We start from the raw sequence: 22,835 nt of genomic DNA on the forward strand, positions 1-22,835 counted from the left end.
GGCTGTCATGAACGTTTTCCTGACCGGTGCGACCGGTTACATCGGCTCCCGTGTGCTCCTCGCGCTGAGCGGCGCCGGCCACAGCGTCACGGCGTTGGTTCGAGACCCTTCCCGCGTACGGGGTGGGGAAGCGCGACTGGTCACCGGCGACATGCGCGATCGTGATCTCGTACGGGGTCTGGCCGCCGAGGCCGACGCGGTGATCGCGACCGCCACTCCGGGCGACGCCAGCAGTGCCGAGGCCGACCGTGACTTCGTCGGCGCCGTGCTGGACGGGTTGCGACCCGGCGCGACCCTCGTCCGTACGGGGGGAATCTGGGTGCACGGGCCGGGCGCCGACCTCACCGAGGAGACCCCGCTCGCGCCGCCCGCCCTGGTCGCGTGGCGCGAGGAGATCGACAACCGGGCCCTGACCGCGCCAGGGATCCGTTCGCTGCTGGTCGAGCCGGGCGTCGTCCACGGGTACGGCGCCGGCATCCCCGCCCTGGTCTTCGCGGGAGCGCAGGTCGGCGACCCGGCGGCGCTGCAGCTGATCGGGCCGGGCACGCAGCATTGGGCCACCGTGCACGTCGACGACCTGGCCGACCTGTACGTGGCCACGCTGACCACTGGTGCCACGGGTGAGCGGTTCCTGGCGGTGAGCGGCGACAGCCCGTCGGTGACCGCGCTGGGCGAGGTGGCCAGCCGGCGGCTCGGGCTGGACGGGCGGGTCGTGGCCGAGGACCCGGCCGGCACGGTGGCGCGGCTGGGCGGTTTCGGCGAGGCGCTGCTGATGGATCAGCAGGCGTCGGGGGAGAAGGCGCGTCGGGTCTTCGATTGGAAGCCGTCGCGGCCGACGCTGCTCGAGGCCTTTGCCGCCGGCGAGTACGACCCCGCCTGACCTGCAGTTCTGCGATCGACCGGAAAGATCATCTTAAGTGTTCCTTAAGTGATGATCGACCGTGGGAGCGCTCCCGTATGGATGGCCGAAGCCAAAAATGGTCCCCCTGGCGGAAGGCGCAGTCCCAATGTACAGAAGCCGGTTCAACAAGTCCCGCACGAACGCGCGCCGCTGGCAGATCGGCGCGGTCGCGGGGGTTGCGCTCGCCACCGTCGGCGTCGGCCTGGGTGTTGCCTCGGCTGCCGAGGCCGTGCCGACGGTGAACTGCCCCAACGTGGCCGACCTGCCCGCCGTGCCGGCCCAGGCGCAGGCCGAGGTGAAGCGCAACCTGGAGCTGCTCAACACGCAGATCGCCGAGGCCAACAACCGCCTGCGGACGTCGGTGGGTGAGGGCGGACCGGCGTTCATCCAGAACGCGATCCTCGGCCCGCTGGCCGACAAGCGGTTCGCCACGATCAACCGGATCGAGACGGCGATCGGTCGCAACGCCGCCAAGCCCGACCTGAATGCCGAGGGCCTCTCGAAGTGCTCGCTCAACGAGGACGGCGGCAACTCGGCGCAGCAGCCGACCGACGTGCCGGCCGCGGGTAACAACGGCGGCGGCAACAACGCGGGCGGCGGCGACGCGGCGGCCGGGCTTCCCACGATCAACTGCCCGGCCGTCGACAACCTGCCCGCCGTGCCGGCCCAGGCCCAGGCCGAGGTGAAGCGCAACCTGGAGCTGCTCAACACGCAGATCGCCGAGGCCAACAACCGCATCCGTACGTCGGTCGGGCAGGGCGGTCCGGCGTTCATCCAGAACGCGATCCTCGGCCCGCTGCAGAGCAAGCGGTTCGCCACGATCAACCGCATCGAGACCGCGATCGGCCGCAACGCCGCCAAGCCCGACCTGAACGCCGAGAGCCTCTCGGTGTGCTCGCTCAACGAGAACGGTGGCGCCTCGGCCGAGCAGCCGACCGACGTCCCGGCCGGCAACACGGGTGGCAACGCCGGCAACGGCAACGCCGGCAACGGCAACGCCGGCAACGGCAACGCCGGCAACGGCAACGCCGCTCTCCCCACGGTGAACTGCCCCGCACTGAACAACCTGCCCACGATCCCGGCCCAGGCCGCGGCCGAGGTGCAGCGCAACCTGGAGCTGCTGAACACGCAGATCGCCGAGGCCAACAACCGCATCCGTACGTCGGTGGGTCAGGGCGGTCCGGCGTTCATCCAGAACGCGATCCTCGGCCCGCTGGAGGACAAGCGGTTCGCCACGATCAACCGGATCGAGACCGCGATCGGCCGCAACGCCGTGAAGCCGAACCTGAACGCCGAGGGTCTCGCCCCGTGCTCGCTCAACCAGTGATCTAGTTCCGCCGTCCCGCGGACAGGCGCGCGCCCGGACCCCCACCCGGGCGCGCGTCTTCTTTTGTTTTCTGGCATCAGTCACGCGCGTCACGTCGGTGCATTTGTGTCACCCGGCAGGGGTAGCTTCGCGCCATGGCCGACGAGTCGAAGCGCCCTCATCCGTGGCGGGTGGAGGGCGCCCCGCCCAGCGATCCACCCGGTGGCCCGAAAAGGCCGCGCTCCACCTGGCTGCGCTTCGGCGGCATGCTCGTCGTCCTGCTCGCCCTCAACTGGATCATCTCGTCGTTCTTCCTGAGCCCGGCCGAACGCGCCCCCGTGTCGTACACGTTCTTTCTGACCCAGGTCCAGGCGAACAACGTCAGCGAGATCACCTCGACGGCCGACACCATCGAGGGCGAGTTCAAGAAGGAGACGGCGTACACACCGACCGGCGAGACCAAGTCGGAGCAGGTCCAGCGGTTCACCACCCAGCGGCCGTCCTTCGCCGACGACAACCTGTTCGCCTCGCTGCAGAGCAACGACGTGCCGGTCAACGCGAACTCGCCCGACGCCCCACGCCCGATCTGGCAGCAGCTGCTGATCGGCTTCGGCCCGACGATCCTGCTGGTCGCGCTGTTCGTCTGGATCTATCGGCGGATGGCCGGCGGCGCCGGGGGAGCGCTGGGCTCGTTCGGCAAGTCTCGCGCCAAGCTCTACCAGCCGGAGACCGGCCCCCGCACGACGTTCGCCGACGTCGCGGGCATCGAGGAGGTCGAGAAGGAGGTCACCGAGATCGTCGACTTCCTCCGCGAACCCGAGAAATACCGCAAGCTGGGCGCCCAGATCCCGCACGGCGTGCTGCTCTCCGGCCCGCCCGGCACCGGTAAGACGCTGCTGGCCCGCGCGGTCGCCGGCGAGGCCCGGGTGCCGTTCTTCTCGATCTCGGCCTCCGAGTTCATCGAGGCCATCGTGGGCGTCGGCGCGAGCCGGGTGCGTGACCTGTTCGACCAGGCCAAAAAGGTCGCGCCCTCGATCATCTTCATCGACGAGCTGGATGCCATCGGCCGGGCCCGGGGCAGCGCCCAGTCGCTCGGCGGCAACGACGAACGTGAGCAGACGCTCAACCAGATCCTGACCGAGATGGACGGCTTCACCGGCAGCGAGGGCGTGGTCGTGCTGGCCGCGACCAACCGCTCCGAGGTCCTCGACCCGGCGCTGCTGCGGCCCGGCCGCTTCGACCGCCGCGTCGTGGTCAGCCCGCCCGACCTGGCCGGACGCCGCGCGATCCTCGGCGTGCACACCCGCGGCGTGCCGCTGGCGCCCGGCGTCGATCTCGACGGCATCGCCGCGACCACGCCCGGCATGGTCGGGGCCGACCTGAAAAACCTGGTCAACGAGGCCGCTCTGCTGGCCGCCCGGCGCGGGCACAGCCAGGTGGAAAATGCCGACGTCACCGACGCGCTGGAGAAGGTCGTGCTGGGCACGGTCCGCGGCATCATGCTGACGGCGGGCGAGAAGGAGCGTACGGCGTTCCACGAGTCCGGCCACGCGCTGCTGGGCATGCTGACGCCCGGCGCCGACCCGGTCCGCAAGATCTCGATCATTCCGCGCGGTCAGGCCCTGGGCGTGACGTTCCAGAGCCCGTCGAGCGACCGCTACGGCTACTCGGCGAAATACCTGCGCGGCCGCATCATCGGCGCGCTGGGCGGCCGGGCCGCCGAGGAGGTGGTCTTCGGCGACATGACCACTGGCGCCGAGAGCGACCTCGACCAGGTCAGCAACATCGCCCGCCAGATGGTCGGCCGCTGGGGCATGTCCGAGGCGATCGGTCCGGTCACCGTGCTGCCGCCGCCCGGCCAGGAGTCGCCGCTGGGCCTCGACGGGGTCGCCCCCGCCACCAAGGAGTTGATCGACGCCGAGGTCCGCAAGATCGTGGAGGCCTGCTACGCCGAGGCCCTGTCACTGCTGCGCTCCCACCGGCCCCAGCTCGACAGCCTGGCCCACCGCCTGCTCGAGACGGAAACCCTCGACGAGGCCGACGCCTACGCCGCGGCCGGCATCAGCCCGTCCGAGGCTCCCGGCGCGGTCGCCCGCGGCGAGGCCCCCGGCTCGGCCCCGGCCCCCGGCATCCCGCACCAGACCGCGGCCGGCCCGGCTCCGGCGGTCTCCGCCTCGGCCGCCGACCCCACCGAGCGGGCCTGACACTTCGCGGGAGTCGCGGAGGGGCTGCTGTTCCCTCCGCGACCGCCTACCGTGAGAGGCCGGAGGTGGGTCATGGCCGAGATGCTGCCGGCTGACAGTCACGTCCACAGCGAATGGTCGTGGGACGCGGCGGTCGGCGACATGGCGGCCACCTGCGCGCGGGCCGTCGAGCTGGGGCTGCCCGCGGTCGCGTTCACCGAGCATCTTGACCACATCGTCTGGACCGCCGACCGCGACACCTTGCAGGAAAGTCCGCATCTGGCGTCCTTCGCCGACGCCGAGGGCCGGGTGACCGCACCCCCGTTCGACGCGGCGGGCTACCTGGCGGCGATCGAACGGTGCCGCCTGAGCTTCCCGGGCGTGCGGGTGCTCAGCGGGCTCGAGATCGGTGAGCCGCACCTGCACACCGAGGCCGTCGCCCGGGTGCTGAGCGCCGGCCGATTCGACCGGGTGCTCGGCTCGATGCACGCCCTGCCCGTCGCCGGGAGGTACTACGAGCCGCCGGGAATGGTCGAACACTGGGGACGGACCGAGGCGTTCCGGCGCTACTTGACCGAGATCCCCACCGTCGTCGCCGGCAGCGACGTGTTCTCGGTGTTCGCCCACATCGACTACCCCGTACGGTTCTGGCCCGCCACCGAGCCCTTCGACCCCCGTACGTTCGAGGCCGAGTTCCGCCACGCCCTGCGAGCCATCGCCCGGGGCGACCGCACCCTCGAAGTCAACACCAGCGTGCCCCTGCACCCGGAGATCGTCAGCTGGTGGCGCGAGGAGGGCGGCCGGTCCGTGTCCTTCGGCAGCGATGCGCACTCACCCGAGGTTCTGGCTCGCGGCTTCCGCGAGGCCGCCCACATGGTCGAAGCCCACGGCTTCCGCCCCGCCCGCGAACCCCACGAGGTCTGGCGCCTGTAAGCCCGCCCGGCCACCCGCGACAACGCCGAGCCCCACAACACTCAGCGCCGCTGAGTTTGCCGAGCTGTCCGCGACGATCCCCGCCCCCACAACACTCGGCGTCGCTGACTTTGCCCAGCTGTCCGTGACAATGCCATGCCCCACGACACTCCGCGCCGCTTAGTTTGCCCGGCTGTCCGCGACGATCCGGACCCCCCACGACGTCTGCCGTCGCCGAGCACCCGGCCGCGCCGACAACCCCGGTCCGTGCCTTGCGACATCTGGCGCCGCTGAACTGCTGCCGCCCGCGACATCCTGGCCCAAGACTCACAAGATTTGTCGCGGCTGAGCTCGCCGGCCGCCGCAAACCCCAGGACCTCGGGGTTGCTGAGCCCGGCGGGCTGCCTCCGCGGGGCGTGACGAGTCGGATCAGCCGGGTGTTCGAGGATGGCGGCGGGCGGAGTGGGCTTGGTCATTGTTTGCTTGTGCTTCGGGTGTCTGTCTCCGGGCCGCCGCTTGCCGGTGGATAGCGTGGGCGCCGACTAAGGGGGATGGGCATGCCGGACACATTGCCGGGCGACAGTCACGTGCACAGCGAGTGGTCGTGGGACACGTCGGCCGGGGACATGGTGGGGACGTGCGCCCGGGCCGTCGAGATCGGGCTTCCGGCTGTCGCGTTCACCGAGCACTTGGACTTCAACCACTGGCTGGCCACCCCGGAGTCGCTGACGGTGAGTCCTCACTACGTGCCCTTCACCGGGGACGACCTGGTGGTGCGGCCGCCGGTGTTCGACGCCCGGGCCTACCTCGCGGCGATCGACGACTGCCGTGAACGGTTTCCGGGATTGCGCATCCTCAGCGGGCTGGAGATCGGGGAGCCGCACCTCAACCCGGCCGCGGTCGCCGACATTCTGGCGGCCGGGCCGTTCGACCGGGTGCTCGGATCGTTGCACTGCCTGCCGGTGGCCGGCGGTCACACCAGCCCGCCCGTGTTGCTCGAGCAGGTCAAGCCGGGCGAACTCGTCCGTCGCTACCTGGCCGAGGTGCCCTCGGTGGTGGCCGCCGGCGACGTGTTCGCCGTGTTCGCCCACATCGACTACGCGATCCGTTTCTGGCCCGCCGACGTGGCGCCCTTCGAAGCGGCCGATTTCGAGCCCGAGTTCCGGCATGCGCTGCGGGCCCTGGCCGACGGCGACCGCACGCTGGAGGTCAACACCCGCCTCCCGCTGGACCCGCAGATCGTCGGCTGGTGGCGCGAGGAGGGCGGCCGCACTGTCTCCTTCGGCAGCGACGCACACCTGCCGTCAGCCCTGGCCCGGGGTTTCCGCGAGGCCGCGCACATGGTCGAGGCCCACGGTTTCCGCCCTGGCCGCGAGGCCCACGACTTCTGGACCCGCTGACAAGCGACGCCAAAAGGGAGTACGGCGCAGGAGGCGCGGCTCGGGGTGCGGCACGAGGAGCGCGGCGCGAGGGGTGTGACGCTGGGTGCGGCACGAGGGCTCCGGCCGAGGGGTGTGACGCTGGGGTGCGGCACGAGGAGCATGGCGCGAGGGTGTGACGCCGGCGGTGCGGCGCGAGGAGCGCGGCGCGGCTCAGAAGCGGCGTGGCGCGAGGGGTGCGGTGCTCGAAGTGGCCCTCGTGGACAGGCCGAGGCCCCCGGCGGCGGTGCCGGGGGCCTCGGGGTGACGGGCGGTCAGTGGCGGCCGGCCAGCTCCGGCGCGGGGGTGGGTGGGGTCACGGCAGGGGCGGCGTGCCGGCCGCGGGGGCGCATGAAGCGGGGCGCCCACCAGTTGGCCTTGCCCAGCAGCGTCATCGCCGACGGCAGGACCACCGCGCGGATGATCGTGGCGTCCAGGAGGATTGCGGCGGCCAGGCCGATGCCCAGCTGCTTCATGTCGATCGTGGACAGCGTGGCGAAGATGGCGAACACCGCGACCATCACCAGGGCCGCGCTGCTGACCGTGCCGGCCGAGCCGGTGATGCCCTCGGCCACGGCTTCCCGGGTCGGCACGCCGCGCAGCACCGCCTCGCGGATCCGGGACACCACGAACACGTGGTAGTCCATCGACAAGCCGAACAGCACCACGAACAGGAACAGCGGCAGCCAGCTGACGATCGCGTCCATCGAGGTGAAGTTGAGCAGGTCCGGCGCCCAGCTGCCCTGGAAGACCAGAACCAGCAGCCCGTACGCGGCCCCGACCGAGAGCAGGTTGAGCAGGATCGACGTCAGGGCCACCACGATCGAGCGGAACGTCCACGCCATCATCAGGAACGTCAGCAGCAGCACGACCCCGGCCACGATCGGCAGGGTCCGCCAGATGTGCTCGGCGTAGTCCTCGTTGTTGGCCACGTCGCCGCCGACCGCATAGGTGACGCCGGGCAGGCCGTCGAGGGCGGCCGGCACCAGGTCGCTGCGCAGCCGGTGCAGCGAGTCGGCCGCCTCGGAGCTGCGCGACGAGAACGGCGTGGCCACGTGCAGCACGCTGACCGTCTTGTCCGGCGAGACCTCGATGTCGGGACCGTTCTGCTCCAGCGGCGCGAACAAGCGGTCGCCTTGGGTGCTGCGAGCGAGCTTCTCGAGAGCCGGTTGCACCGTGGAGGCGGGGCCGGTCACGGCGATCAGGTGGCTGGTGCCGTTGCTGGGATAGGCCGCGGTCAGCCGGTCGTACGCCTGCATGGCGGGAGTCGTGCGCGGCAGATCCTCCGTACCGGGGAATTTGAGGTTCATGCCCAGCGCCGGCGCGGCCAGGGCCAGCAGCGCGAGCACGCTGACGATCAAAGTGGCCGCGGGCCAGCGCAGCGCGGGATAGAGGACGCGCCGCCACAAGGAGCCGTCGTTGCGGGCGGTCAGCCGCCACACGAACGGCACCCGCGGCCGGTCGACCCAGCGGCCCAGCTTGGCCAGGATCGCGGGCAGCACGGTCAGGGAGCCCAGCACGGCCACCGCGACCACGAGGATGGAGCCGACCGCGAGCGACGAGAACGTGGAGTCCCCGGCCAGGAACAGCCCGGCCATCGCGATGATCACGGCCGTGCCGCTGACCACCACGGCGTGCCCGGAGGTCTCGGCGGCGATCTCCACCGCGTCGACGTGCCCGCGGCCCTTCGCCCGTTCCTCCCGTTCCCGGCGGACGTAGAACAGCGAATAGTCGACGCCGACGGCCATGCCGATCAGCAGGATGACGCTGGACGTCGTGTCGGTCGACGGGACCAGGTGCGAGGCCAGCGTGGAGAGACCCATCGCGGCGGCCACCGACGACAACGCCAGCAGCACCGGCACGCCCGCGGCGATCAGCGCGCCGAAGACCAGGATCAGGATGGCCAGGGTGACCGGCAGGCTGAGGATCTCGGCCCGCTTGAAGTCGGCGCCCAGCGTGTCGTCCAGCGCCTTGCCGATCGACGGCCCGCCGACCTGCTCGATCCGCAGCCCGGGGTGGGCCTGCTGCACCTCGGCGGTGGCCGTGCGCAGCGGCTCGACGCGGTCCGCGGCGGTTTCCGGGTCACCGCTCATCGTGATCGGCACCAGCAGGGCCGAGCCGTCGTTGGCCGGGATCGGCCGGCCGACCTCGGCGACCCCGGTAACCGTGCGCAGCTTCGTGGTGGCGTCGGCGGCGGCCTTGTTCGCGGCCGTGGTGTCGAGTTTCCCCGTACGGGCGGTGATCAGCACGTTGTCGACGGCGGGCTCGTCGGCGAAGCCGCCCTTGTCGATCATCACGTACGCGCGGCCGGCCTCGCCGATCGCGTCGTCCTGCGCGGTGGCCTCTTTCATGCCGGCCGCGTTGCCGCCCATGAAGCACACCGCCACGAAGACCACCCAGAGGGCGATCGCGCGCCACGGATGTTCGGCGCTCCACCGCGCCATGCGTACGGTTACCGGTCGCTTACCCATCACTGCCCCCCGCTGCGATTCCTGTGTCGAAGCTGAAGGTAGGGAGTGCGGAAGCTGGGTACATCGGGGCCGAACCCCGGTCGGCCCCCGAGTCCGCGACACGCCGGCGAAGCGGAAAGGGGTGGCGACACGCCGCGGAAAAGCCCACAAATCGCCCATACGGCTCAGGGTTTCCCCCGGGACTTCCCCGATTCGCGGCCCTTGATCGCTTTGGTTAGGTTGTCCACATGGGACAGCGAAAGAGGTCGATTCTCACTGCGATCGGCGCCGCCGCGATCGTGCTTCTCGGGTCCGCGGGCCCGGCGCACGCGATCGCGAACGGTGACCCGGTCAAGAAGGGCCGATACGCCTTCTCGGTCAAGCTGACCATGACCGGTATCCCGACCGCCGACGGCGGCAAGCGAAACAGCGCGTGTTCCGGCGCGCTGGTCGCCCGTCAGTGGGTGATCACGGCCGGGCACTGCTTCCGTGACCAGAACGGTGTGCGGGTCGAGCGCCCGGTGGCCGACTCGACGATCGCGACGATCGGCCGCACCGATCTGACCGACACGTCACGGGGGCACGAGCTGGAGATCGTGGCGGTGCGGCAGTCCAGCACCGCTGACGTGTCGCTGGCCAAGCTGGCCGAGCCGGTTCGTGACGTCCGCCCGATCCGGGTGGGCCGCACGGCGCCGGCGATCGGGGACGTTCTGCGGGTCACAGGTTACGGGTCCACCACGAGCGTGAACCCGGCTCCGGTGACCTGGCTGCGTACAGGAGAGATGGAGGTGGTCGCGCTCAGCGACTCGGTCACGGGAGTCGAGGGGTTCGCCCCGCAGGCTGACACCACACCCTGCCCGTACGACTCGGGTGGCCCGTTCTTCGTCGAACGGGGCAAGCGGCCGCCGCTGCTGGTCGCGGTGGTCAGCAACGGGCCGTCGTGCCCGCACGACAGCGTCGAGAACGCGGCTCGGGTGGACAATCTCGCCTCCTGGGTCTCCGAAGTCACACGCTGACAGTCGTTCGCCGGGCCGGTTGCGGGGAAACCCGTAGCCGGCCCTTTCGTGTGCGGTGAACTGGGAGAGGGTGAACTGTGAGGACCGCCACGGTCGGTTACCGACCAACTTGGTCCATATCCGACTAGGGTGGTCCGCATGCCGCGACCGACGAAGCAACAGATCGACGACGAGATCCTGGAGACCGCCGCGACCCTCTTCGCGCGGCACGGCTTCAAGGAGACGTCGATCCAGCGCATCGCCGACGCGGTGGGCTACTCCAAGACCGGTCTGCTGCACCGCTATCCGACCAAGGAGGCACTGCAGCAAGCGGTGGTCGATCACGCTCTGCGGGAGATCCGCGAAGTGGCCGCCGCGGTGCGCGACCTGCCGCCGGGCCCGGGTCGTGACCGAGCGGCCGTCGCCGGTATCGCCCGCCTCGCCCTGGAGAGCCGCGGCACCGTCGCGCTCCTGCTCAGCGGCCTGGTGAGCGAGCCCGAGAGTGAGCTCGGCTGCATCCTCGAAACCATCGGCGACGTGATCTTCGAGTGTTTCGCGACCGATCCCGAGACCGATCCGATCCGCGCGGTCCGCGTGGTCGGCGCCCTGGGTGCGCTCGCCGTCGTGGGCGTCACCCTGCAGGCCAAACCGCTCGTCGTCACCCTCGACGACCTCATCGACGTCAGCTACGACGCGCTCGGCCACGGCCGGGCCGCGTCCGCATAAGCCGCGCCCGCACCGACGAGCAAGGGAACAAGGACATGGCAACACTGCTGCACCGCCTCGGAATGGGGGCAGTCCGCCACAAGGCCATCGTCATGGTGGCCTGGCTGGTCGCCCTGATCGCGCTGGGCGTCGGGGCCGCCACCCTCTCCGGCAAGATGGCCAACTCCTTCTCGATCCCCGGGCAGGAGTCGACCACCGCGCTCGAACTCATGGAGCAGCGTTACGGCGAGGCCTCGTCCGGCGCGACCGCCCAGGTGGTGATGGAGGCGCCCGGCACCGGCAAGATCACCGAGCAGGCCGCGGCCGCCCAGGTCGCCCAGGTCGTGGCCAAGCTGCAGAAGCTGCCCGGCGTCGTCTCGGCCACCAACCCCCTCGATCCGCAGGCGCCCACCGTGTCGCGGGACCAGCGCGCCGCGTACAGCACCGTCACGTACGACGTGAAGCCCGAGCAGATCACCCCCGAGCAGCGTAAGGCGCTGACCGCGGTGGTCGACGAGTCGCGCGGCGCCGACCTGACCGTCGAGGCCCGTGGCGACGCCACGCAGGAGTCGGGGGCCGACATCGGCGGCGCGGGCGAGATCATCGGTGTCGTCGTGGCGCTGGTCGTGCTCGCGATCACCTTCGGCTCGCTGCTGCTGGCCGGCATGAACCTGCTGACCGCGCTGATCGGCGTGGGCATCGGCGCGCTCGGCATCGTCACGCTCAGCGGCTTCACCGAGCTGCAGGCGACCACCCCGATCCTGGCGGTCATGCTGGGCCTGGCCGTCGGCATCGACTACGCGCTGTTCATCGTCACCCGGTTCCGCCAGGAGCTGCGCCGCGGCCTGCCGGTGCCCGAGGCGGTCGCGCTCGCGGTCGGCACCGCCGGCTCGGCCGTGGTCACCGCCGGTCTGACCGTGGTGATCGCGCTGGCCGGCCTGTCGGTCGCCGGCATTCCCTTCCTGACCGAGATGGGCCTGGCCGCCGCGGCCACCATCGTCGTCGCCGTGCTGGTGGCGATCACGCTCGTGCCCGCCTTCCTGGGCGCGATCGGCCTGCGGGCGCTGCCCAAGGCGGCCCGGTCCAACCCCGTCGAGGCCCCCGTGCGGGACCGCGGCTTCTATCGCGGGTGGGCGCGCATGGTGACCCACCAGCGGGCGCTCAGCCTGATCGTGGCGGTCGCGGCCCTGGCCGTGATCGCGATCCCGTTCTTCTCGATGCAGACCACGCTGATCCAGCGGGCCGCCGAGGGCAGCACCCAGGAGAAGGCCGACGAGATCATCTCCGAGCGGTTCGGACCGGGTTTCGCCGGCCCGCTGCTGGTGCTGATCGACGGCACCGGAGCACCGGCGTACGCGGCGACCGTACGGGAGAAGATCTCGGCCCTGCCCGGCGTGGCCTTCGTGGCCGAACCGCAGCCGAGCCAGGGCGGCAACACCGCGCTGATCTCCATCATCCCGGCCTCGGGCCCGGAGGACACGGCCACGATCGACCTGGTGCACGCCATCCGCGACGACGTGGCCGACGGGCCGGACGCCGAGGTCTACGTGACCGGGCAGACCGCCGTCAGCATCGACGTGTCCGAGAAGCTCGACCAGGCCCTGCCGATCTACCTGATCCTGGTCGTCGGGCTGGCGTTCGTGCTGCTCGTGCTGGTCTTCCGCTCGCTGCTGGTGCCGGTGGTGGGCGTGGTGGGCTTCCTGCTCACGATCGGTGCCGCGCTCGGCGCGACCACCGCGGTGTTCCAGTGGGGCTGGCTGGCCGACGTGGTCAACGCCGAGACCACCGGGCCGCTGCTCAGCCTGGCCCCGATCATCATCGTGGGCATCCTGTTCGGCCTGGCCATGGACTACCAGGTCTTCCTGGTGTCGCGGATGCACGAGGCGTACGCCCACGGGGCGAGCCCGCGCGACGCCGTGATCACCGGCTTCCGGCAGGCCGCGCCGGTGGTCGTGGCGGCCGCGACGATCATGTTCGCGGTGTTCGCGGGCTTCGTGCCCGAGGGCAACGACACGATCAAGCCGATCGCGTTCGCCCTGGCCATCGGCATCCTGTTCGACGCCCTGGTGATCCGGATGGTGGCTGTGCCGGCCGCGATCGCGCTGCTGGGCCGCTCGGCCTGGTGGCTGCCGAAGTGGCTGGCCTGGCTGCCGGCCGTCGACGTGGAGGGCACGGCCCTGGAACGGCACGTTCCGGACGACGCACGCGACATCGAGGAACACGCCCACGCGGTGTAAAACCACGCTCAAAACGGCTTACGCCGCAAATATCCTGAAGCAGGTAGCCCAATCCACCCACGTAACGTAGTCCGGCTTGCTGGAATTGAGACATGTGGCCGGAACATGAAGACGATGAGGGTGGGCTGCCCGGTGCCGAGGTCAGGTCGGCCCTGGAGACCTGGCGCTCCGGCCTGGTCGACCTGACCGGCGCCAACCCCCTGCTCAACTTCGCCCGGGTCGCCTCGGGCGCCGTGGAGATCACCGGCCCGGCGCCCAAGGCGATCGTCAAGGTCCTGCAGGACGGCGGCGGGTACGCCTTCGGATCCGACGACCCCGACGCTCCCGGGCGCGTGCTGCGCACCGAGCTGGCCGAGGAGCAGCTCGGTGCGTTGCTGCACGCGTTCTGGCGCCGCTCCCGGCAGGAGATGCTCGACCGGGGTGTCTCGCCGCTCTACCTGGGCCTGGGCATGCTGCACTGGTCCGACGACGACGGTTCCCCGTACGAGAGCCCGATCCTGCTCATCCCGGTCGAGATCGACCCGGCCGGCCCGCGGCTGATCGCCCGCCCCGAGGACCCGATCGTCAACCCGGCCCTGGTCGTGCGCATGGGCGAGCTCGACATCGAGATCCCCGAGATCAACTCGCTGGCCGAGCTCGACGTCACCGTGCTCTGGGCCAAGGTCGACGTGGCCATCGGCGAGCGGCGGGGCTGGTACGCCGACGAGACGGTCACGCTGTCCTGCCTGAGCGTGCACCGCGAGGCGATGTACTACGACCTGTTCTTCAACGAGCCGCACATCGTCGAGCATCCCGTCGTGCGCGCCCTGGCCACCCGCGACGCCGACCGTACGTTCGCCTTCGAGCCCACCCCGGTCGAGCGCATCGACGTCGTGGCCCCGCCCGAGGAGGTGCCGCTGATCCTCGACGCCGACGCCACCCAGCGCGTCGCGGTCGCCGCCGCCGTGGCCGGGCGCAGCTTCGTGCTCGAAGGCCCGCCCGGCACCGGCAAGTCGCAGACGATCGCCAACATCGTGGGCGGGCTGATGCACGCGGGCAAGCGGGTGCTGGTCGTCTCGGAGAAGGCCGCCGCGCTCGACACCGTGCAACGCCGGCTCACCGAGGCCGGGCTCGGCAACTACCTGCTCGCCCTGCACAGCGACCTGACCGGGCGGCGCGAGGTGGCCGACGTGCTGGCCGCCGCGCTCGAGACCGAAGCGGTGCCGCTGGCGACCATGGACCCGATCGACCGGCGGGCCGTCCGCGAGCGCCGGGAGAGGCTCACCTCGTACGCGGAAGCCTTGAACCGGATCCGGCAACCGCTCGGTCGCAGCCTGTTCGACGTGCTGGGCATCTGTGCCCGCCTGCTCGACGTGCCGGCGGCCCCGGTCGCGCAGGTCGACCCGCACGACCTCACCGGCGAGGCCGTCCACCGCATCCACGAGGCGGTGGCCCGGCTCGGGCGGGTGCGCAGCGAATCGTACGTGTGGCGCGAGGCCGTCGACCGCGAACCGCTGGACGCCCGGCTGCGTCAGGCCCTGCACGCGCTGGGCAAACTGGCCGAGACGGTGATCGCCAACTCGACCCTGGCCGACGCGTTCGACCTGCACGAGCCGTCCGGCGCGGCCCGGCTGGCCGCCCTCTCGGCGCACGCGGGCAAACGCCCGGTCAAGGTCGAGGAGGACTGGCTGACGATCGACACCATCCAGCCGGTTCAGAAGGCGGCCACCGACCTCACCCACCACCTGGCCGCACTGCGCTACGGCGGGATCCCGTGGTCCGAGCTGCCCTCGGCCGACGACATGTCCGGCATCCCCGACCTGTCGCACCTGATCCCGGAGGCGGTCGACCTCAAGCCGCTCAACGCCGCCCAGGCCGACCACCTGGCCAACAAGTTCGCCGAGGAGGCCGACCGGCTGGAGAGCCGCCAGGAGAGCCTGGACCGGGTCACCGCCCGCCTGGGCCTGCCCAACGTGGTCACGTTCCCCGACTCCAACCGCGTCATCACGATCTCCGAGCTGATCAACCGCGAGCACAAGCCCGAACCGGCCTGGTTCGAGACCGGTGGGATGCCCGCGGCCCACGCGGCGGTGCGCGCCCTGCGGCTGGCGATCGACCGCGTACGGGAAACCGAGTCCCAGGCCCGCCAGCACTTCGACGAGACGGTGCTGGGCGAGCCGATCACCGAGGTGGCCGACCGGCTCACCCGCAACCGGGGCCCGCGCAAGCTGCTGCGGCCCTACCGGCGCGACAAGAAGCTGGCCGCCGAGGTCGCCCTGCCCGACGTCAAGCCGGCCCAGGCCGTGGCCAACGTCGAGGACGCCGCCGCCTGGAAGAACGCGCTCGAGGACCTGGCCGCGGCCGAGGCCGAGCACGCCGAGCAGCTGGGCCGGCACTGGAAGGGCATGAACACCGACTTCCACGCCGTCCAGGAAGCCCTGCACACCGCGGACGAGGTGATCCGCGAGGTGCCCGCGGACGCGCTGCCCGCCGTCACCGTGCACGTCTGCGCGCCCCGGCCCAACAGCGCGCTGCTGCGCATCGTGGGCGAGGCCCGCGACGAGTTCACCCGGTTCCGCACCACGCTGCGCCCCGCGCCGGCCCGGGCCCCGCGGCCCGAGCTGGGGGAGGGCGCGATCGCCGACGCGGTGACGTGGCTGCGCGCCCACATCGCCCCGCTGCACGCCGCGGCCGAGATGATCCGCTCCTACAGCGTGCCCACCGGGCGCGACCTCACGCTGGCCGAGGCCATGGAGATCGCCGAGCAGCGGCAGGCCGCCACCGACGCCGAGGCCGCCATCTGGGCCGACGCCACGACGCATTCGGCCGTGCTGGGCACGGTCTACCGCGGCACCAAGACCGACGACGAGGCGATGAACGAGGTCGTCGCGTGGACGGTGCAGGCCCGGCGGCTGATGACCGGCGAGGACGCGCCGATGACGCGTGAGCAGGCGCACGCGCTGATGGAGGCCCACCCGACCGAGGAGCTGTCCCCGGCCGTGGCCGGCTGGGAGTCGGCGCGGGGGCACGTGCTGGACGCGTTCGGCCCGGCCCGGCACGCCGAGCTCACCGAGCGGCTGGGCGACTACGACAACGCCCGCGACCTGCTCGTCGAGTTGCTGCACGACGGCGAGGGGCAGCAGGAGTGGTTCCGGCACGAGGACGCCCGGCGGGTGCTGGTCGAGCACGGCCTGGCCGACGCGCTGGAGTTCTGCGCCGACGAGGAGACCCCGATCGAGCAGGTCTGGCCGGTGCTGGAGCGCTCGCTCTACCGCGGCTGGGCCGACGCCGTCATCCGCGACGACCCGGGCCTGCAACCGACCGCGGCCGAGGACCGCACCCACCTGGTCGACGTCTACCGGCTGCTCGACCGCGAGCTGACCTCGGCCGCGCTGGCCGACATCGTGTACGCGGTGGAGGCCCGCCGGCCCTCCGCGTCGGCCGCCGGTGAGCCCGGCGTGATCCGGCGCGAGGGCAACAAGCAGTCCGGCCACCTGCCCGTGCAGGAACTGCTGGCCCAGGCCCGGCACGCGGTGCAGGGCCTCAAACCGTGCCTGCTGATGAGCCCGCTCGCGGTGAGCCGCTACCTGCCGCCCGAGATGGAGTTCGACATGGTCGTCATCGACGAGGCGTCGCAGGTGACCACGGCCGACGCGATCAACTGCATCTACCGCGGCGACGCGCTGGTCGTCAGCGGCGACGACCGGCAGCTGCCGCCGACCTCGTACTACGACCGGGTCTCCGACGACGTCACCGACTTCCCGTCCATTCTCGAGCTGGCCCGCGAGACGTTCCCGACGCTGCACCTGGGCTGGCATCACCGCAGCCGGCACGAGGCGCTCTTCGCGTTCGCCAACCTCGCCTACTACCACGGCCGGCTGGTCGGCATGGCCCGCAGCTATCCGCAGGAACCCGAGCACGGCGTCGAGATGTTCCTGGTCGACGGCGTCTACCGGCGGCAGACCACGTCGGACAACCCGATCGAGGCCGACGCGGTGGCCGAGCGGGTGCTGCACCACTACGCGACCCGGCCCGGTAAGACGCTCGGCGTGGTGACGCTCTCGGTGGCACAGGCCGACGCCGTCGACGACGCCGTACGCCGGGCGATCGCCGAACGACCCGACCTCGAGCACCACCTGGAGAACAACGACCGGCTCGACGGGTTCTTCTGCAAGAGCCTGGAGGCGGTGCAGGGCGACGTCCGCGACGTGATCATCATCTCGATCGGCTACGGCTACGACGAGAACGACAAGATCAGTACGAACTTCGGATCGCTCAACCGCCCGCTGGGCTGGCGCCGGCTCAACGTGGCGATCACCCGCGCCCGCGAGCGGATCGAGGTGGTCTCGTCGATCCGGTCCGGTGACGTCCCCGACATGGGCAACGAGAGCGTACGGCACCTCAAGGCCTACCTCGAGTACGCCGAGCGGTCGGCCGCCACGCTGGGCCGCGAGCTCAGCGACCGCGAGGACGCGTCGCCGTTCGAGGACGCCGTGCTCACCGCCCTGACCACCTGGGGATATCGGGCCCGCCGCCGGGTCGGTGCCGCCGGGCACTGGATCGACCTGGCCGTGCTGCACCCCGACCAGGACGACGACGTGTTCGCGATCGGCATCGAGTTCGACGGCCCCGAATACCAGCACATCCCGTCGGCGCGCGACCGCGACCGGCTGCGCGACGAGGCCCTGCGCGAACTGGGCTGGCACACGCACCGGATCTGGTCGGTGGCCTGGTATCAGAACCCGGCCGAGGAGCAGAACCGGCTGCGCGCGGCGATCGACCGGGCGCTGGCCGACCCGGTCGGCGTCGACCAGCTCGCCGTGCCGGAATGGCCGCCGTACCGGGCCATCTCGGGCGAACTGCTGCCCGCCGACACCACGGTGACCCGATCGGGTGACACCCTTTAGGAGTAATAGCCGGTATTCGCGCATGGTGATCTCTGCGCCGGGTAGGCGTCGCTCACCATGGACGACAATCGTTGGCCGGTCATGCGCGGACGTCATGCCCCCGGCCGTCACGACCCCCGCGACGTCAGCGGGGCCGTCGCGGTGACAGCCGACGCGGACAGCGCCGTCACCGTCGTCACCGTGCACGGGACCTGGGGCACGCCGCTGCGCCGGGAAGCGTTCACCGCCGTCAAGAAGGCGCTCAGTGAGCATCCGGCGGCCCTGGTCGTCGACCTGTGCGACCTGATCGACGCCAAGGCCGCGAGCGCCTCCGCCTGGCTGACCGTGTCCCAGGTCGGCACCACGATGGAACCCGCCGTCCGGGTGGCCGCCTGCCTGCCGCCCGGCGCCCCCCTGACCCGGCGGCTCGGCCGGTTGGGCGCCCCCTACTTCCTGCCCGTCTTCGACAATCTGTCACAGGCCGAAGCGGCGGTCCTGACCGGCGGCCCGCTCGCCGACCGGCTTCGGCTCGAACTGCCGCCGCACCCCGACAGCCCGGCGCTGGCCCGCAACCTGGTCAGCCAGGCCTGCAGCGCGTGGGGGCTGCCCGAAGTGCTCTACCCGGCCCGTCTGGTGATGAGCGAACTCGCGGCCAACGCGGCCGAACACGCGGCCACACCGTTCCACGTGGTCGTGGTCCGGCGAGGCAGCGGCCTGCACTTGATCGTCGCCGATGGCGAGCCGCGGATGCCCCACCTGGTCGACCCGCCCCGCGACCCACCCGGCAACCTGTGGGACGTCCGGGGTCAAGGGCTGCGGACGGTGCAGGCGGCCTCGGCCGGGTGGGGAGCTCTGCCCACCCGGACCGGAAAGATGGTCTGGGCGACCGTGCGGCCCTGAGACCGTCAGCGACCGACGGTGGCCTTCGTCTTCTCCGCCTCGGCCGGGTGCTTGCCGGCCGGCACCGCGGTGGTCGTCTCGGTCGGGACCCCGGTGGTCGTCTCGGCGGGCATCTGGGCCTCCTCGGCCTCACGCACCCGCCGGTAGGGGTCGCCGTAGTCACGCATGGCCCGGCGCGCGAAAGCCTGCTGCTCGGTCGCGACCCGCTCCGAACGCCCGCGGCCGACGAAGCTGACCGCCCAGTGCAGCACCGTGGTGAACCTGTTCTTGAACCCGACCAGGTAGACCACGTGCACCGCCAGCCACATCATCCAGGCGATGAAGCCCGACAGGCGCAACTTGCCGATGCTGGCCACCGCGGAGAACCGCGAAATCGTGGCCATGCTGCCCTTGTCGAAATACTTGAACGGGGCCGGCGCGTCCTTGTGACGCAGCCGCCGCTTGATCACATCGGCCGCGTAGCGCCCGCCCTGAATCGCCACCTGCGCCACGCCGGGCAGCGGGCGGCCGTCGTCACCGGGCAGGTGCATCATGTCGCCCAGCACGAAGATCTCGGGATGACCGGGGACGGTCAAGTCGGGCTGCACCATGACCCGGCCCGCGCGGTCCGTCTCGGCCCCGGCCGACTCGGCGATCTGCTTGGCCAGCGGCGGCGCCTGCACACCGGCCGCCCACACCTTGGTCATCGACGGGATGCGCTGATGCCCGCGCTCCGACTCCACCTCGATGCCGGTCAGGTCGACGTCGACCACCTTGGTGTTCAGCTCCACCTCGACACCCATCAGGTGCAGCTGACGCAGGGCCCGGGTCGACAAGTGGTCGCCGAACGTGTTGAGCACCGCGCCGACCGCGTCGATCAGGATGATCCGGGCCTTGCGCGGGTCGATGTGCTTGTACTGCCCGACCAGGTTGCGGTGGGCCAGCTCGGCGATCTGACCGGCCATCTCCACACCCGTCGGGCCGGCGCCGACCACCACGAACGTCAGCCAGCGCTCCTGCGCCTCCGGGTCCGTCTGCAAGTCGGCGATCTCGAAGGCACCGAAGATCTTGGCCCGCAGCTCGAGCGCGTCGTCGATGCTCTTCATGCCGGGCGCGTAGTCGTTGAAGTGGTCGTTGCCGAAATACGACTGCGAGGCGCCGGCCGCGACGATCAGCGAGTCGTATTCGACCGTGTAGTCGATGCCCGGGCCGGCCACGTCGATGACCTTGCGCTCGGTGTCGACCTGGCGGGCCCAGCCCAGCTTCACGTCGACGTTGTCCTGGCCCTTCAGCACCTCACGGATCGGCGGGGCGATCTCACCCTCGGAGAGGACGCCCGTGGCGACCTGGTAGAGGAGAGGCTGGAAAAGGTGGTAAGCCGTGCCGTTGATGAGCGTGATGTCGACGTTCGCGTTCCGGAGCGCCCTGATGGCGAACAGACCCCCGAAGCCGGCCCCGATGACTGCCACCCGATGCCGCTGCATTACCACTCCCTCGGTGCTCGGTGTCTCGTCTAGTAGAGCACCCTGACCAGGCCAATTATGCCGTGAGTATCGACACTGTGGAGGTCCGCTCGGGGCCTCCCGGCTCCTTGCTTGCCCATCCTGGCTAGGGAAAAACCCGGATGTGGTCATCATGCCCCAGTGCCCGGCGATAACGTGAGCGTTTGGTGGGGTCGGACGGCTCACAGACAGAGCGGGGCCGGGCCCTGAGATGAGGCCCGGCCCGCCCCGAGGGGTCAGGGTGTCCAGCGGATGCCGGGGTTGACGCGGCCGGACCAGTCGAAGACGGCCATGTTGTCCCAGCCGTCGCCGGTGCCGTTGATGTCGGCCGGGTCCCAGCCGTTGCCCTTGATGGCGTACCACGTGGGTTCCCAGTAGAAGACGCCGACCGCGCCGGCGTTGCGGGCCGTGTTCTGGACCCAGGTGAACTGCTGGGCCTGGCCGGCCCACGTGGCGGGGATGTTGTCGCAGAGGACTGTGCCGGGGATGGAGTTGGGCTCGTTGTCGGCGTCGGCCGTCGTGAACTGGTAGGCCGTTTCGGCGATGACCACGGGCTTGCCGTAGCGGGTGCGGGCGTCGGTGATGACGTTGTAGAGGTTGGCCAGCGTGCCGTGCCACATGCAGTAGTAGGACAGCGCGGTCACGTCCCAGGGCACACCTTGAGCTTTGATGCCGTCGTAGAACCAGCGCATGTTGGCCATGCTGTCGGCGTCGGCCACGTGCACCCACACCTGGGTCGCGTTGTTGCATGCTTTGACCGCGTTGTAGCCCTGCTTGAGCAAGGTGGCCAGCGGTGCGAAGTTGTTGTTGACGACCTGGCCGCGGGGCCACAGCATGCCGACGTTGATCTCGTTGCCGACCTGGATGCTGTCCGGTGTGGTGCCCTGGGACTTGAGGGCGGTGCAGACGTCGTACGTGTAGTTGTAGACGTCGGTGCCGAGCTGGCTGAGCGAGTGGGACGACCAAGCGGCCGGGGTGTACTGCTTGCCGGGGTCGGCCCACGTGTCGGAGTAGTGGAAGTCGATCAGCAGTTTGAGGCCCTTGGCTTTGATCGCGCGGGCCTGCTGGAGCACCTTGGCCTTGTTGTTGTAGCCGCTGGCCGGGTTGTTCCAGATGCGCAGCCGGGCGTAGTTGACGCCGACCGATTTGAGGATGTCGTACGGGTCGGCGGCGGTGCCGGAGGCGTTGTAGTACTTGCCGCCGAGGTCGAGCGTGCGTTGCAGCGACGACACGTCGGCGCCGCGCATGGTCAGGGTGGTGGCGGCGCGGGCGGGGGTGGCGGTCAGCGCGGCCGTGGTCACCAGGACGGCGGTGACCAGAGCCGCACGTACGCGGGACGGTTTCATATGGCTCCCTCACAACGGGGGACGTACCGGCGACGGTGGAGACGCCGGGGTGGAGCCGTGAGCGGTGGAGCGGCGCCGGAGCGGGCAGGCTCAGGCGGGGGAGGACTCGCGCACGACGAGCGTCGTGGGCACGGTGATGGAGAGGGGAGTGCGGCCCGCGATCACATCGGTGAGCAGCCGGACCATTTCCTCGCTGACCCGGTCGAGGGGATGACGAACCGTGGTCAGCGGGGGCTCGGTGGTGGCGGCCAGGCCGGAGTCGTCGAACCCGACCACCCGGACGTCGCCGGGCACGTCGCGGCCGGCTTCGCGCAGCACGCGCAGGGCGCCGGCCGCCATCGCGTCGGAGGCGGCGAACACGGCGTCGAGGTCGGGGGAGTGTTCGAGCAGGGTACGCATGGCGGTCGCACCGGATTCGCGGCTCCAGTCGCCGTGCACGATCAGCGCCGGGTCGATGGTCAGACCGTGCGCGATCAGCGCGTCGTGATAGCCCTGGAGCCGGTCGACGCCGCCCGCGGTGTCCTGCGGGCCGGTGATCGTGGCGATCCGGGTGCGGCCCGCCGCGAGCAGGTGGTCGACGGCGGAGCGGCCGCCGTTGCGGTCATCGGCCATCACGGAGCTGATCGCCTGTTCGTAGCCGAGGACCCGCCCGCAGGCCACGATCGGCACTTCGGCCTGGACGAGCTGGCCCAGCAGGGGGTCGCCGGAGTGCGGCGACACCAGCAGCACACCGTCGACGTGGCCGCCGGAGAGGTACGCGATCGTGCGCGCGCGTTCCTCGGGCGTCGACGCGATCATCAGGATCAGGGTGAGTTCGCGGTCGGAGAGGGCCTGGGCCACACCGCGCAGCAACACGGAGAAGTTGGGGTCGGAGAAGAGCAGGTGCTGCGGCTCGGTGAGCAGGAAGGCGATCGACCCCGACTTGCCGGTGGCCAGCGAGCGGGCGTGCGGGTTGGCCGTGTATCCCGTACGCGAAATGGCCTCGCGGACGCTGCGGACGGCCTCGGGGCTCACCCACTCGCGCCCGTTGAGGACGCGGCTGACGGTGGCGTAGGAGACCCCGGCCTCGCGCGCGACGTCGCGGATCGTGGGCCGCTTACGTCCAGGTGAGGACGGGGCTGGCACGTGGGGAAGCA

Annotated in this window: 14 protein-coding genes; 10 read left to right on the forward strand and 4 right to left on the reverse strand. The window is 71.0% G+C overall.

Annotated elements, in window-relative coordinates; all coding sequences use genetic code 11:
- The first annotated feature begins 7 nt into the window (after positions 1-7).
- The 5 genes from BKA14_RS01480 (at position 8) to BKA14_RS01500 (ending at position 6,702) form a co-directional block, all read left to right on the forward strand.
- Complete coding sequence (locus BKA14_RS01480) at positions 8-880, forward strand: NAD-dependent epimerase/dehydratase family protein (protein WP_184949141.1); 873 nt, start codon at positions 8-10, stop codon at positions 878-880.
- A 127-nt stretch (positions 881-1,007) separates the two neighbouring features.
- Positions 1,008-2,228, forward strand: a complete 1,221-nt coding sequence (locus BKA14_RS01485) for a hypothetical protein (RefSeq protein WP_184949142.1) — start codon at positions 1,008-1,010, stop codon at positions 2,226-2,228.
- 134 nt (positions 2,229-2,362) lie between these two features.
- Entirely contained in the window at positions 2,363-4,411 is a 2,049-nt protein-coding gene (gene ftsH, locus BKA14_RS01490) for an ATP-dependent zinc metalloprotease FtsH (RefSeq protein WP_239092866.1), read from the forward strand.
- Between the two features lie 72 nt (positions 4,412-4,483).
- The gene (locus BKA14_RS01495; RefSeq protein WP_239092868.1) at positions 4,484-5,323 is read left to right on the forward strand and encodes a PHP domain-containing protein; all 840 of its coding nucleotides are present in this window, start codon (positions 4,484-4,486) and stop codon (positions 5,321-5,323) included.
- Positions 5,324-5,859: 536 nt separating this feature from the next.
- The gene (locus tag BKA14_RS01500; RefSeq protein ID WP_184949143.1) at positions 5,860-6,702 is read left to right on the forward strand and encodes a PHP domain-containing protein; all 843 of its coding nucleotides are present in this window, start codon (positions 5,860-5,862) and stop codon (positions 6,700-6,702) included.
- A gap of 293 nt (positions 6,703-6,995) precedes the next feature.
- Here BKA14_RS01500 and BKA14_RS01505 read toward each other — a convergent pair whose 3' ends face one another.
- Positions 6,996-9,191 carry an MMPL family transporter gene (locus BKA14_RS01505; protein ID WP_184949144.1) on the reverse strand — a complete coding sequence of 732 codons (2,196 nt, stop codon included), beginning with the start codon at positions 9,189-9,191 and terminating at the stop codon, positions 6,996-6,998.
- A 227-nt stretch (positions 9,192-9,418) separates the two neighbouring features.
- Here BKA14_RS01505 and BKA14_RS01510 point away from each other — a divergent pair, with 227 nt between their 5' ends.
- The 5 genes from BKA14_RS01510 to BKA14_RS01530 all read left to right on the forward strand — a co-directional run bounded on the left by BKA14_RS01510 (position 9,419) and on the right by BKA14_RS01530 (position 18,872).
- On the forward strand, positions 9,419-10,186 hold the full coding sequence (locus BKA14_RS01510) for a S1 family peptidase (RefSeq protein WP_184949145.1): 768 nt from the start codon (positions 9,419-9,421) through the stop codon (positions 10,184-10,186).
- Positions 10,187-10,324: 138 nt separating this feature from the next.
- Positions 10,325-10,891: a TetR/AcrR family transcriptional regulator gene (locus BKA14_RS01515; protein WP_184949146.1), complete on the forward strand. Its 567-nt coding sequence runs from the start codon at positions 10,325-10,327 to the stop codon at positions 10,889-10,891.
- A gap of 35 nt (positions 10,892-10,926) precedes the next feature.
- Positions 10,927-13,107 carry an MMPL family transporter gene (locus BKA14_RS01520; RefSeq protein WP_184949147.1) on the forward strand — a complete coding sequence of 727 codons (2,181 nt, stop codon included), beginning with the start codon at positions 10,927-10,929 and terminating at the stop codon, positions 13,105-13,107.
- Positions 13,108-13,199: 92 nt separating this feature from the next.
- Positions 13,200-17,993 (forward strand): PDDEXK-like endonuclease domain-containing protein, encoded by a 4,794-nt coding sequence (locus tag BKA14_RS01525; RefSeq protein WP_184949148.1) that lies wholly within the window; start codon positions 13,200-13,202, stop codon positions 17,991-17,993.
- A gap of 57 nt (positions 17,994-18,050) precedes the next feature.
- The gene (locus BKA14_RS01530; protein WP_184949149.1) at positions 18,051-18,872 is read left to right on the forward strand and encodes an ATP-binding protein; all 822 of its coding nucleotides are present in this window, start codon (positions 18,051-18,053) and stop codon (positions 18,870-18,872) included.
- Positions 18,873-18,877: 5 nt separating this feature from the next.
- Here BKA14_RS01530 and BKA14_RS01535 read toward each other — a convergent pair whose 3' ends face one another.
- From BKA14_RS01535 to BKA14_RS01545, 3 genes are all read right to left on the reverse strand, one after another.
- A complete protein-coding gene (locus tag BKA14_RS01535; RefSeq protein WP_184949150.1) occupies positions 18,878-20,335 on the reverse strand; it encodes an NAD(P)/FAD-dependent oxidoreductase in 1,458 nt (485 codons plus the stop codon).
- Positions 20,336-20,589: 254 nt separating this feature from the next.
- The gene (locus BKA14_RS01540; protein WP_184949151.1) at positions 20,590-21,699 is read right to left on the reverse strand and encodes a glycoside hydrolase family 53 protein; all 1,110 of its coding nucleotides are present in this window, start codon (positions 21,697-21,699) and stop codon (positions 20,590-20,592) included.
- A 90-nt stretch (positions 21,700-21,789) separates the two neighbouring features.
- The gene (locus tag BKA14_RS01545) at positions 21,790-22,824 is read right to left on the reverse strand and encodes a LacI family DNA-binding transcriptional regulator (RefSeq protein ID WP_239092870.1); all 1,035 of its coding nucleotides are present in this window, start codon (positions 22,822-22,824) and stop codon (positions 21,790-21,792) included.
- Positions 22,825-22,835 lie beyond the last annotated feature (11 nt).

This window comes from Paractinoplanes abujensis, assembly GCF_014204895.1.
In the GTDB taxonomy this organism is placed as follows: domain Bacteria; phylum Actinomycetota; class Actinomycetes; order Mycobacteriales; family Micromonosporaceae; genus Actinoplanes; species Actinoplanes abujensis.